Below are 13,166 nucleotides of genomic sequence, written 5' to 3' on the forward strand. Positions count from 1 at the left end.
CGCCATCTGGGAGGAAATTCAAGGGAAAATATTCGAGGTCAGCGCGACCTCCGGCCTGCACCGTCGGAAGTGCAAACGTGGTGCTGCGTCAGGAGTTGAGCAGAACGAGGCCGGGGACGGTCAGCAGCAGCTCCGGATTTTCGTAGACTGCATATTCTAGGTTTTTACGGGCAATGCGCGCGTGTTCCCGCGCGAGAAACTCCGCTCGCGCTCCCTCCCGCCCGACGATCGCAGCGACCAGAGAACGATGTTGGTCCTGGGCGATATGCAGAGACTGCCGGAAGGCCGCAACATGCGTTCGGCTGGAAAGGAATGCCGATGGCGACGCGAAGGGCAGGCGCGTCGCTCGCTCTACTTCGCGCTGGATGACAGAACTGTTGGAAAGGGCAACTAGAGCCGCATGGAATTTCGCGTTTGCCTCGGAATAGGCTTCCAAATTCACGTCGTCCTGGCCATCCCCGAAACATGTCTCGAGACGCGCCAGGATTTCATGAAGCTGATCGATTCCTGTCTGAGGCACCCCACGCTCAGCGGCAAGTCGCGCTGCCGTTCCCTCCAGCACGCCGCGCAGCTCAATGGCGTCCACGGCGTCCGCGTATGTGAAGCTGCGTACGACGAAGCCACCGTTCGTGAGCCGATCAAGCAAACCCTCCTCGGCAAGACGCGACATAACCTCGCGAACCGGTGTGCGGGAAATTTGCAGTGTCTCCGCAAGCGGAACCTCGAAAAGCCGGGTGCCTCCGGGATAATCGCCGCTCAATATCTTCTTGCGCAACTCCATCAGAGCCCGCATCGTATGAGTGTTTCTCGAAGTTTCTTCCAAATCAGCACCTGTGCTCTGCGGCGAGGTCGGCACAGCCCCACCCCTCGATCCCGAAATCTTAGCCACATCTGATCAATTGGCCAAGCGCCATGTATACAGCCTGGCTGTGCATGCCCAGCACCGGCAGATCAGAGACAGGGGCTGGAGGATGAGTACGCTATCTCGACTGACGGCGGGCAGCCAGAACGCGCGCGACTGTCTGCCTGAGATTTCCCGCAGTTTTTGGGCCGGTTGCTGCCATCTCGTCCTGCACGGCGGCAATTTCCCGGGCAAGCCCGCCGTTGAGGCCCAGGGCATCAAGCGTCACGCCGCTTTCCCTCATTTCAGCTGCACGACGGCGGCCATGCCGCGTGGTCCGTTCGAACTGGTAGTCTGGGAATTTGGACCAGTCGAGGCCAGGGAAACTCCGGGACAGGGATGCCAATATCTCTTCGAAACAGCCGGATGCCTCGGCGGCGAGAAGAGCTTCGACCGTGATCGCCTCCAGCCCTTTGACGAACACGGACCGCACCATCTTGATGGCAGTCGCCGCTCCGGGCGCATCACCAGCTAAATCCGCTTCGAAACCGAGACTGCGAAAACGCTCCAACAAATCTGCGGCCTCCGCGCCGGCAATCAGCACCGGAGTCGCATGTCCTTTTGGATGCACGGGCGCCATGACTGCCATGTCGAGATAGGTGGCTCCCGTCGCATGAATAAGCGCCGCGGTCTCGCGCTTGCGGCCCGGCGAAACGGAATTGATATCGATCAGCAGTGCGCCTTGACCGAGATGCGGCGCCAAAGACTGCGCGGCAACGAAGCTCTGATCGGCTGTAACGGCACTGAAGATCCATTCCGCGTCTGCAAGCTCCGCCGGTGACGCGGCGGGCTTAACGTTGCGGCTGGTCATCGCCGTAAGCATCTCCTCGACGCTTTCGGTTTGATCGAGCAGCAGATCATAGGCCCGGAACTGGGCATGCTCGAGCGTCGGAGCGAGACTGTCGTGGAAAGCGCGCGCCGCTTCGCCAAAGCCCAGGAATGCGATCCTCATATTGCTGCCTCACAGATCATTCCGCAAAGACCCTGCCATCGAAAAGCTTGCGTGCCGTCCGCAATACGGCGGCTCGATCGACTTCGCCGTCCTTGATCGTGGCAATGACGCTCATTTCGCCGGTCGGATGCTCGATCGACAGCAGCTTCTCATCGCCGCCGGGTATCACGGCGAGCTCCGATGCGGGGCCTGACGGCAGAAGACAGGCGGTCGCAACGCTGACGGCGCCCAGCACGCCGATTGCATCGTGACAGGTGTGCGGAATGAAAGTGCGTGTGGAAACAGCCCCGCCTGCCGTCGGTGCCGAAACCATCGTCATTTTCGGCACCGATTTTTTTGCGACATCACCAAGATTCATCATCGGTCCGGCTTTTAGCCGGATTGCCTCGAGCCTTGCTCGCAATTCCTGGTTCACCTCCAGTTCCTTTGGGCTTTCCGTGCCTTTGATACCGAGGGCATCGGCCCGCATCACCACACAGGGCATGCCGTTGTCGATAAGCGTGCAGGCAACGCCATCGATCACATCGACCGCATTTCCGGTCGGCAGCAGCGCGCCGCAGGAAGAACCGGCCGTATCCGCGAACACGATCGGCACCGGCGCGGAGGTTCCCGGCACGCCGTCGATCCGGGCTTCGCCCTTGTAAGTCACCCGGCCGCCGGGCGTCTCGATCGTCGCAATGGCGATCTGGCCGGTATTTTCCATGAAGATCGACACCTCGGTCTTTTCGCCTCGGACCGGCACCAATCCCCGCTCGATCGCGAAGGGTCCTATACCGGCGAGGATGTTGCCGCAGTTCTGCGCATCCGTAACGATCGCCTGATCAACGAAGACCTGCAGGAACAGATAATCGACGTCGACACCCTCCCGCGCTGATTTCTTCACGACCGCCACTTTGGAAGTGAGCGGGTTGGCTCCGCCCATACCGTCGATCTGGCGCGCATCGGGCGACCCCATGACGCGCAGCAGGAAATCCTCACGGTCGGCCGGCAGGTCTTCGGCCAAAAAATATCCGCCTTTGGATGTACCACCCCGCATCCACATGCATCGGACGCCGGTTTCGGTTTTACTCATGACCGCCTCCGCTCTTTTGCAGCGCTCAGATATACTTCAGGCCCTTTTCAGCCAGCCGGCCGCGCATGTCGTAGATATCGAGGCCGAGTTCGCCGGCCGCGAGCCGCTTGCGTTTACCATCTTCGGCCGCAACACGGGCTTCCGCCTTCTTTGCGACCACTTCAGCTTCCTCGCGCAGCACGACACAAACGCCATCATCATCGGCAACGATCACATCGCCCGGGCGAACATAGGCGCCAGCGCATACGACCGGTACGTTCACAGAACCGAGGGTCTCCTTGACTGTGCCCTGGGCGAAGATCGCCTTCGACCAGACAGGAAATTTCATCTCCGTCAGATCAGCCACATCCCGAACACCCGCATCGATGATCAATCCCTTGCAACCGCGCGCCTGCGCAGACGTGGCGAGGAGATCACCGAAATAGCCGTCCTCGCAGGGGCTGGTCGGGGCGAGCAGCAGAATGTCGCCGGCCTTCAACTGTTCGATCGCCACATGCAGCATCCAGTTGTCGCCCGGAGGTGCGGAGATAGTGACGGCACTCGCCGCGAGGCGTGCACCCGGAAAGATCGGCCGGATATAGCTGGCGAGCAGGCCCTTGCGGCCCTGCGCTTCATGCACCGTGGCAACGCCGCAGGCGGCCAGCCGGTCGATGACTGACTGATCAGCACGCTCGATGTTCTGAACGACAACCGACATCAGAGTTCATCCACAGTACGGGGGAAGACGGACTGGAAGCCTTCGGCGTGGGTGGACTTGCGCCCGCCGGACTGCCCGCCCGAATTGCGCATGAAATGGTTTCCGCGGTTTTCCGCGACGTTCTTGTAGTAGTGCCACAGGTGCTCCTGGCCCTCCATGCACTGGATAGCCGCCCACTTCTTTTCCCAGACGGGCGAGATGTCGAGGAAAACATCCGGTTTCCATTCCATCTGTTCGGTCTGGTGCGGCTCGAACAGGTAAAGCTGCGGCGCGCCGAGAACCTTTTCCCCGGGATTGTGGCCCCAGGCCTGGGCAATCATGCGGGCGTCAAGTGCCACCTGTGTCGCGTACATGTGGTCGGTATTGTACGGGTCCCATTTCGAATGAGAGAGCATGAATTCCGGCTGAACCTTGCGGATCACGTCGACCAGCTTGAACTTGGCGTCCTGATCGACGACCAGTGGATAGTCGCCGAGATCGAAAAACTGGATGTCGGTAACATCGAGCGCTTTTGCCGCGTTTTCCGCTTCCCTGCGGCGCTCGGTCTTCACCTTTTCGAGCGTCATGCCCGGGTTTTTCCAGAGCTTGGCACTTTCGCCGCGCTCGCCATAGGACAGGCAGACTACCGTAACGTCATAGCCCTTTTCCTCGTGCAGCGCGATCGCGCCGCCGCAACGCCAGACGAAATCCGCCGAATGGGCGCTGATGACCAATGCTGTCTTTGCCATGGGATGCCTCTTGATTTACTTATGCAGAGCCGGCGGCGTGCCGTGCGTGTGGAAGGTTTCGATCGTCTTCATCCCCCAGGCCTGGCCCTTCTTGCGGTCGGCTTCGGTCCAGACGACCGGCTTCCAGTCGGGCCGCAAGATCAGGCGGGCGCCTGCATTGGCGAGTTCAACGCGATTACCGGCCGGCTCCCAGACATAGAGGAAGAACGTGCCCTGGATCGCATGCTTGTGCGGGCCGGACTCGATGTGAACGCCATTTTCCAGGAAGATGTCGGCGGCGCGCAGGATATCTTCGCGCTGGTCGCAGGCATAGGTGACATGGTGGAAGCGACCATGCGAACCGGTATGATCCTCGGAGCAGGCGAGGTCATAGGTCTTGTTGTTGATGGTGAACCAGCAGCCGCCGAGACGGCCGTTGTCGAGCTGGATCATTTCCGTCACCCGGCTGCCGAGCGCCGTGATCATGAATTCTCGCATGAGGCTGACATCGGCGGCGAGCAGATTGACGTGGTCAAGGCGCCGAGGACACGTTCCGCGGCCATGGTAACGCTGGGCGATGTTTTTTAGTGCCGGCTTTTCCTCCGGCGGCGCCACATATTCCCTGGTGTCCCAGTAGAGTTCGAACAGGTGACCGTCGGGGCTCTTGAACTGGTAGGCGCGGCCATGGCCAAGATCGCCTTCCATCCAGCCGACGCCCCAGCCCTTTTCCTCAATTACTTTGACGCGCCGCTCAAGCGCTTCCACGGACGATGTGCGATAGCCGATATGACCGACACCCGTGGTATGGTGCTTGGTGAGCTTCAGGGTATGGAATTCGTAGTCGTCGAAAGCTCGCAGATAAACGCTATCGCCTTCACGCCCATTTTCCGTGAGCCCGTAGATGCGGGTGAAGAAATCCAGACTTTCATCGAAACGATCAGTGTAGAGTTCCACGTGACCCAGATGGGCGACATCGTAACAGGGTTCGGTCATTGGGTCTGTCCCGAGCGGTTAGCTCATAGGCGCCAGGCGGAAAGACGCCTTCTCCTCCAAACGAAAGCCGCGTCCTCCACCTCAACGCGGCCGGCGACGAACGCCGCATCATGGTAAAGGCATAAAAGCAGATCGTCGGCATGACGAATAGGTTCTGCTGCAGGGCCATAAGTTTTGATTGAGGAGGGGATAGGCTCGCGAGCAGCGAGCAAGAGTACCGGTCGTGCAAAGGCGGCGCGGTGAAGATCTCACCGCGCCGCGAATAATCAGCCGCCGAGATAGGGCATGACTTCCACCGCGCCGCGCCAGATCATTTCGAGCGCCACGTAGAGGATCACGGCAAGACCGACATAAGCGATCCACCGGTGCTTGTTGAGGAGACGCGCGATAAAGCTTGCGGCGACACCCATGAGAGCGATCGACAGAACCAGACCGAAGATCAGGACTTCAGGGTGCTCGTGGGCTGCGCCGGCGACAGCCAGGACGTTGTCGAGCGACATTGAGACGTCTGCGATAACGATCTGCCAGGCAGCCTGCGAGAAGGTTTTGCGCGGCGCGCCACCGGCAATGGTGCCGTCTTTATTGAGATCCACCCCTTCGAGCGCCTCAGCCGCCTCGTCCTCCTGCTGATGCGGTGTACGCAGTTCTCGCCACATTTTCCAGCAAACCCACAGGAGCAATACGCCCCCTGCAAGCAGCAAGCCGACGATCTGCAGCAACTGCGTGGTAGCAAGCGCAAACCCGATACGAAGAACAGTCGCGGCAATGATACCGACGAGGATTGCCTTGGCCCGCTGTTCCTTCGGCAGTCCAGCTGCAGCAAGACCGATGACGATCGCATTATCGCCGGCAAGGACAAGATCGATCATGATAACTTGCAGGAGGGCAGATAACGCCTCTGCGGTGAAGATTTCCATCATTTGGCACCCAATCTCTTATGGCGTGGAATGCCTCATGTCGCGATGGTAGTTCAGCAGGAGCATACGACTGACATTTTGCCTGCCGTAGGTTCACTGCCGTTTTCGTTGGAGACCGCCACGAACACCAGGCACCTAACTTGGACGATTCCAGTCCGACATCACAGTTCAAGACGAACTGCCAGAGGGGCCCGGTCTGGTGGCGTGAGATTTAACGGCCCGACGACAGAAACTCAAGTGTTGAGTTGAGGTCTCTGTTGCCACTCCCATATTCCCACTGACCGGCCTAAAGCCAGACAAGATCATCCAGGAACTTCCACTGTTGTCGGGCAGAATAAGCGCGGAATCGCAGGCGCTATTTAAGACGTGTCTGGAGACTGTCGCGAATGCGCTTGCCCAGAGCTTGATAGTTTTCATCGAAGTGATGACCACCCTCGATCGGTGCGACTTCGACGCCTCGATCCTTCAACGTGGGACAGGGATCGTCATCTTCATCCGTGCCATAGACGCATTGGATGAGTTTGGGATCGATCTTCGCAATGTCATCCACGGGATCTCCACCCTTGCCGGATCCCTCGGCTCCCAGCCAACCGGTCACGGAAATTTCGTAATCAACCTGGTGCGACAAGCCCAAAAGGGTGATCTGTTTCACTCGTTCCCGGTCCGAAGGCGCGAGGCGATTGTAGGTGGCCGGCAACACGTCCGCACCGAAGGAATAGCCGACAAGGAGGACGTTCTGAACATTCCATTGGCGACGATAGTGCTCGATGATCCTTGCAAGATCTTCCGCCGTCCCCTGGGGGGACCGCTCCGACCAGAAATAGCGCAAGGAGTCCACCCCGATGGTTGGTATGCCCTGCGATTGCAGATAGCCGCCAACCTCGCTGTCCAAATCGCGCCACCCGCCATCGCCGGAATAAATCACGGCCATCGTGTTTATTGCTGGTTTGGCTTCCAGCACGGTCAGCGGCAGGTCGAGCGGCAGGTCGTTCATACTTGCTGCTGAGAGGCCGACCGCCAGCGCTTGGGAGAGCGCCGCCTCGGGGGGTGAGGCAGAATCATCAAGCTGCACTTCCGGATGTTCCTGCTTCAGTCGTTGGGCATGCGCCTTTCCGGCAATATCGGCCGCTGCGGTCGAAATGATCGTAACCGCCGTCGGCAAGGAGCCGCCGTCGAAGCCGTAGATCGTGCGATCACCGACTTTCTGTTTCGGAGCTGGAGTGCAAAGCTCCTTGGAGAGCGGTATGCCCGCAACCGGGTCGACTGCAATCGCCTCGCCAATCGTAGCATTGGGACTCTGCGAGACCATGGCCAGCGCCAGCGCTCCTCCCTCACCGAGGCCAGCCACGATCGGATGGCGATAATTCGAATTGCCGATCCGCCGCTGAATCTGCTGGGAGAGGTCTTCGACATCGGAAACCATGTAGACGCAGCCGCCGTCGTCCGCCGCGAGCGATTTGATGTAGGACGGGAAATCGATACCGACCACTGCGGCACCGGCATCCACTGCAGCCTGCGCCTGGACATCCTCGCGAGCGCTCCAACCTTCGCCGCCGGATATCAGAAAGACAATACCGTTGAGATCGGCGCTATTGGTCGGCAACAGGATACGAGGCGCCGGGATCATTCCCGTATTGAAGCCTGGCTGCTGACCGGCAGCCCCCGTGATATACAACCATGCGGCAAGCGAGATGACGAGAAAACGTATAGACATCATTTGCCGACCACTCCTCTCAAGCCGCCGCTGATCAGAAGCGTCGCGTCCATCATCACGATGGCAGGGCTCACGCCACCTGCAACGGCCAGGTACCGTGGCTTCCAGATCGGATGGAACTTCGACTTGAAGGCCTTTAATCCCCTGAAATTGTAAAACCGTTCGCCATGTTCAAACACGATGCCGCCGATCCGGTCCCAGACCGGCGCTGCCTCGCGTGCAGCCATACCCGAGAGCGGCGCCATGCCAAGATTGAACTGCGCATAACCGGCGTCGCGGAGATATTCCATGATCTTCGCAAATAGAAAATCCATAGATCCCCTGGGAGCTTCGGGCGCAAAACGCATCAGATCAACGGTTCCTTCCTGCTTCGTATCAGTGACCGACAGCGTTGCGAAAGCAACGATACGATTTTCTTTTCGCAAAACGGCAACGGCCTGAGAGCTCACATAGTCGTCGCGGAAGGAACCGAGCGAGAAGGTCTTTTCACGGGTATTATGCTCCGCAAGCCATGCATCGGAAACCGCTTTAAGATCCTCGATCGAAGCCATGACCTCCGGCTGGTCGATCACCGAAAATTCCAGTCCTTCCCGCGCTCCCTTGTTAACCGCTTGACGAAGGCTCGCGAGGCGACTGCCTTTGAGATCGAAACGCGTGAGGTCGACGATTGCAAGTTCACCCAGCTTGAAAGCCCTCAGCCCCGCATCTGCACAATGGGAAAGAAGATCTGGCGATATCTGGTAGAAGACGGCCCGCCCGCCTCGGGCACGTGCCTCCTCGATGAAACGCCACACCAGATCGGCGGTTTCCTCTCGGGCTCCTACTGGATCGAAAAGTGCAATCCAGGATCGGCCCTGAATCCCATACATGATGAACGCATGTCCGCTTTCGGAAAACATCAGCCGCTTATCGCCCATTCGGACCAGGTTGGCGTCGGCGTTGTCCTGCGACATCGCAATCCGAATGGCCGCCTCAAGGTCGCCGGTCGTTGACGGTGGCGAGCGAAATGCCGCCGGTCGGAGCAGACTGAAAAGAGAGAGCATTCCCGCAAAGATCGTAAGACCGAGCGCAGCACGCAGGCCACGTGGCGCCTCTTCGGCAAATTCAAACTGCCACCACAGCTCGTGGGTGTATTGCACCTCGCGATATACAAAAAGCAGGACAGTAACGGCTGCGGCAACAATGACCAGCATTGCGGTCATCCAGCTCGGTGTCAGAACCTGACCAAACATCGAAGACCGCCGATTGAATTGTTTGGCGCTGAGAGCTAGCCCCGCAAGAAGAATGATCAAGAACACTGCTTCGAAAAGAGCAACCGCACGTACAAAGGCAAAGACAAGAGCGAACGCGGCACAAACCAGCCCTGTCCACCAGGCTCCGTCGAGCCTCTGCCCAATGCCGCGCGCAGCGACGAACAACACAAGTCCGAAAATGCTTGACAGGAAATGCGCGCCTTCCACCAACGGCAGCGGCAGATAGCTGGAAAGCAGGTCAAGATCGGAATCCGGCGTCGGAGTGACGCTGGAAAAGATCAGCATTGCCCCCGCGATCATCGCAAAAGTGGCAAGCAGGGGCGGTGCCAGCCGGAATTCCAGTTTTCGCAAGGTCGACGCAACCGGATGATGGGCTAGCTGCCGAATTTCAAGACCGATAACGACGAGTGTCGCGATCAGCAGAGGCAGAACGTGGTAGATGACACGGTAGAGGACGAGGCTGCCAAGAACCTCGTCGACGCTGACCGTGCTGCCAAGAGCCGCGATGATTACGGTTTCGAAGACACCAAGACCTGCCGGCACGTGGCTGAGTACCCCAATTCCCACGGCGGTAGCATAGATTGCCAGGAATGACGGCCAACCGATTTCGGTCTGCGGCAAGAGGACGTAGAGGACCGACGACGAAGCGGCGATATCGAGCACAGTGACCAGAAACTGCTGCGACGATGTACGGGTGTCCGGCAGCCGGATGTTCAAGCGGCCTATCGCTATGGTCCGACCGTTCTTCCCCAATACAACCAATGCAAAAAGAACCGCGATGATCAGAACCGCCACGGCTCGCACCCAGCCTTGGTTTATATGGACGATTGCCGCGATCCGCGGGGCCGTAACGAGCGACGCGAAAGCAGTAACCGCCAACAATCCGCTACCGAAAGCAAGCGTAACGAAGGCGATGACCCGGCCGATATCATCGGGAGAAAGCCCCAGACGCGAATAGGCCCGGAATCGAATAGCCCCGCCGCTGAGCGCCCCGAAGCCAGCGGTGTTGCCGACCGCATAGGCGCTGAACGCTGTCATTGCGACCGGCACCGGCGGCAATGACCGACCGATATAGGCAAGCGCGTTCATGTCGTAGCCGACGAGCGCCGCAAAGCTCAACGCGGTAAAGAAGATCGCCAACCCGATCGAAGACCAACGGGTATGGCCGAGCGCCTCAATCACGTCGTCATAGCTGACCTCGGTCGTGAGATCGTAGATCGCAAAGGTCGTAAAGGCGAAGACCAGCAGCACCGCGAGCGCGATGAGGTAAGAACGATACGTTTCAACGAGGTCTCGAAAGCGGTTGGGCTGACGATCCGTGGATTCCATTTTGGTTGCCGATACTGAGAAAGATTTCGCGCCCGGATTTTGATCAGACGCGCAGCAAAAGCAACGGGATCGCGGCTATAATGTGTCTGATATCGTTAAAGCGCAGTCCCAGTCTTCAATATGCCGTCGGGCCCATTGGTCCCACCGGCGAGAGGGGCGCTCGCAAGACGACCATAGCCAGGGCGGCTCACGAATTATAAGCTTGACGGCCGGATCCGAAGCCATATAGTTTAAACTTAAAATAATAAACGGTGAACTGTGAGGAGGACTTGGATATGCGCATCGTCTGTATCGGTGGCGGCCCGGCCGGCCTCTATTTCGCGCTCCTGATGAAGAAGTTTCATCCCGAGCATTCGATCTCGGTGGTCGAGCGCAACAAACCTTACGACACGTTCGGCTGGGGCGTGGTGTTCTCTGACGCCACCATGGTGTCGATGAAGGCCTGGGACCCGGAAAGTGCCGCCGAAATCGAAGATGCGTTCAATCACTGGGACGATATCGAACTGCTCTTCAAGGGCACGCGCCAGCGCACGTCCGGCCACGGCTTCGTCGGCATCGGCCGCAAGAAGCTCTTGAACATCCTGCAGCGCCGCTGCGAGGCACTGGGCGTCGAACTCGTGTTCGAAACGGAGGCCAATGGCGGTATCGACTATCCGGATGCCGACCTGATCATCGCCTCCGACGGCTTCAACTCGAAGATCCGCAACCGTTATCCGGAAGTTTTCGAGCCGGACCTCGTGGTGCGCCCGAACCGCTATATCTGGCTCGGGACCAACAAGCTGTTCGACGCCTTCACCTTCGATTTCCGCAAGACGGACCATGGCTGGTTCCAGGCGCATATCTACAAGTTCGACGACAAGACCTCGACCTTCATCGTCGAGACCACCGAAGAGGCTTACGAAAAGCACGGCCTCGGCCAGATGGACCAGCAGGGCTCGATCAACTTCTGCCAGGACCTGTTCTCAGAAGTGCTCGAAGGCTCCGAGTTGATGACCAATGCACGCCACCTGCGTGGCAGCGCCTGGCTGAACTTCAACCGTCTGATCTGCGGCAAGTGGAGCCATTTCAACGGCAATTCGCATGTCGTGCTGATGGGCGACGCCGCCCACACCGCGCATTTTGCGATCGGCTCCGGTACCAAACTTGCGATTGACGATGCGATCGAGCTTACCAACCAGTTCAACAAGCTCGGTCATTCCAGGGAAAACATCCCGCAGGTTCTCGAAACCTACGAGGAAATCCGCCGAGTCGATGTCGCCCGCATCCAGAATGCGGCCCGCAACGCCATGGAATGGTTCGAAGTGGTCGGCCAGCGTTATGCCGATACGCTGGAGCCGGAACAGTTCATGTATTCGATGCTGACCCGCTCGCAGCGCATCAGCCACGAGAATCTCCGGCTGCGCGATCCCAAATGGCTGGAAGGTTACGAGCGCTGGTTCGCCAGGAGGAACGGCATCGAGGTGACCGGCAACGGCCGAACCCTGCCGCCGATGTTCACGCCCTATTCGCTGCGTGAAACGCACCTGCCGAACCGGATCGTCATGTCGCCCATGGCCATGTACTCTGCCAAGAACGGGCTGCTGGACGATTTCCATCTGGTCCACCTCGGTTCACGCGCGCTCGGCGGTGCCGGCCTCGTGTTTGGGGAAATGACCTGTGTCTCGCCGGAGGCCCGCATCACCCCCGGCTGCCTCGGTCTCTGGAACACGGAGCAGGCGGCCGCCTGGAAACGCTTCGTCACCTTCGTACATGAGAATTCCGCGGCAAAGGTCGGTATCCAGCTGGGACACGCCGGCCGCAAAGGCTCGACCAAGGTTGCCTGGGAAGGTATCGACCAGCCGGTCGAAGAGGGTGGTTGGCCGTTGCTCTCGGCTTCGGCACTCCCCTACCTCAAGAGCAGCCAGATCCCGAAAGCGATGGACCGAGACGATATGGATCGCGTCAGGGCGGATTTTGTACGGGCGGCTGGATATGCGGCCGAAGCCGGCGCCGACTGGCTGGAACTGCACTGCGCACACGGTTATCTGCTGTCGAGCTTCCTCTCTCCGCTCACCAATGTCCGCACAGACGAATATGGCGGCAGCCACGAAAACCGCGCGTGTTATCCGCTGGAGGTCTTCAAAGCGATCCGCGAAGTCTGGCCAGACGACAAGCCGATTTCCATCCGACTTTCCTGCCATGACTGGTTCGAAGGCGGAAACACGCCTGAAGACGCGGCGATCTACGCGCGGATGTTCAAGGATACCGGTGCCGACCTTATCGATTGCTCGTCCGGTCAGGTCTGGAAGGAAGAAAGGCCGGTCTATGGCCGCCTCTTCCAGACGCCATTCTCCGACAAGATCCGCAACGAGATCGGCATCCCGACCATCGCCGTCGGCGCGATTTCCGAGGCCGATCACGCCAACTCGATCATCGCCGCCGGCCGCGCCGATCTCTGCGCCGTCGCCCGCCCACATCTTGCCGACCCTGCCTGGGTGCTGCACGAGGCGGCAAAGATCGGCCTGACCAACATCCCGTGGCCGAAACAGTATTATTCCGGCAAGGCTCAATATGAGACCAACCTCGCGCGCGCTGCTGCAGCGGCTGCCCCTCCGGCCGTCGGCCCGGCGGCTGCGGCGAAATAAGGATCAC

Annotated in this window: 10 protein-coding genes; 1 reads left to right on the forward strand and 9 read right to left on the reverse strand. The window is 59.3% G+C overall.

Annotated elements, in window-relative coordinates; genetic code table 11:
* Nucleotides 1-88: 88 nt before the first annotated feature.
* From C5L12_RS16255 to mprF, 9 genes are all read right to left on the reverse strand, one after another.
* On the reverse strand, nt 89-793 hold the full coding sequence (locus C5L12_RS16255; protein ID WP_105373100.1) for a GntR family transcriptional regulator: 705 nt from the start codon (nt 791-793) through the stop codon (nt 89-91).
* 187 nt (nt 794-980) lie between these two features.
* The gene (locus tag C5L12_RS16260) at nt 981-1,853 is read right to left on the reverse strand and encodes an NAD(P)-dependent oxidoreductase (RefSeq protein ID WP_105373101.1); all 873 of its coding nucleotides are present in this window, start codon (nt 1,851-1,853) and stop codon (nt 981-983) included.
* Between the two features lie 16 nt (nt 1,854-1,869).
* Nucleotides 1,870-2,925 carry a 4-oxalomesaconate tautomerase gene (locus C5L12_RS16265; RefSeq protein WP_105373102.1) on the reverse strand — a complete coding sequence of 352 codons (1,056 nt, stop codon included), beginning with the start codon at nt 2,923-2,925 and terminating at the stop codon, nt 1,870-1,872.
* Between the two features lie 25 nt (nt 2,926-2,950).
* Nucleotides 2,951-3,622, reverse strand: coding sequence for a 4-carboxy-4-hydroxy-2-oxoadipate aldolase/oxaloacetate decarboxylase (locus C5L12_RS16270; protein WP_205839349.1), 672 nt, complete (start codon nt 3,620-3,622; stop codon nt 2,951-2,953).
* Complete coding sequence (locus C5L12_RS16275) at nt 3,622-4,350, reverse strand: PIG-L deacetylase family protein (protein ID WP_105373104.1); 729 nt, start codon at nt 4,348-4,350, stop codon at nt 3,622-3,624. Before C5L12_RS16275 ends, C5L12_RS16270 begins: the two co-directional genes overlap by 1 nt.
* Nucleotides 4,351-4,365: 15 nt before the next feature.
* Nucleotides 4,366-5,322 (reverse strand): VOC family protein, encoded by a 957-nt coding sequence (locus C5L12_RS16280; RefSeq protein WP_105373105.1) that lies wholly within the window; start codon nt 5,320-5,322, stop codon nt 4,366-4,368.
* Nucleotides 5,323-5,588: 266 nt separating this feature from the next.
* Nucleotides 5,589-6,242 carry a TerC family protein gene (locus C5L12_RS16285; protein WP_105373106.1) on the reverse strand — a complete coding sequence of 218 codons (654 nt, stop codon included), beginning with the start codon at nt 6,240-6,242 and terminating at the stop codon, nt 5,589-5,591.
* Between the two features lie 352 nt (nt 6,243-6,594).
* On the reverse strand, nt 6,595-7,956 hold the full coding sequence (locus C5L12_RS16290) for a virulence factor family protein (RefSeq protein WP_105373107.1): 1,362 nt from the start codon (nt 7,954-7,956) through the stop codon (nt 6,595-6,597).
* Nucleotides 7,953-10,535 carry a bifunctional lysylphosphatidylglycerol flippase/synthetase MprF gene (gene mprF, locus C5L12_RS16295; protein WP_105373108.1) on the reverse strand — a complete coding sequence of 861 codons (2,583 nt, stop codon included), beginning with the start codon at nt 10,533-10,535 and terminating at the stop codon, nt 7,953-7,955. Before mprF ends, C5L12_RS16290 begins: the two co-directional genes overlap by 4 nt.
* A gap of 275 nt (nt 10,536-10,810) precedes the next feature.
* On the opposite strand from mprF, the gene C5L12_RS16300 reads away from it, so the two are divergent.
* Nucleotides 10,811-13,159, forward strand: coding sequence for a bifunctional salicylyl-CoA 5-hydroxylase/oxidoreductase (locus tag C5L12_RS16300; protein ID WP_105373109.1), 2,349 nt, complete (start codon nt 10,811-10,813; stop codon nt 13,157-13,159).
* Nucleotides 13,160-13,166: the final 7 nt, after the last annotated feature.

The sequence above is a fragment of the Neorhizobium huautlense genome, assembly GCF_002968575.1.
Classification (GTDB): domain Bacteria; phylum Pseudomonadota; class Alphaproteobacteria; order Rhizobiales; family Rhizobiaceae; genus Neorhizobium; species Neorhizobium huautlense.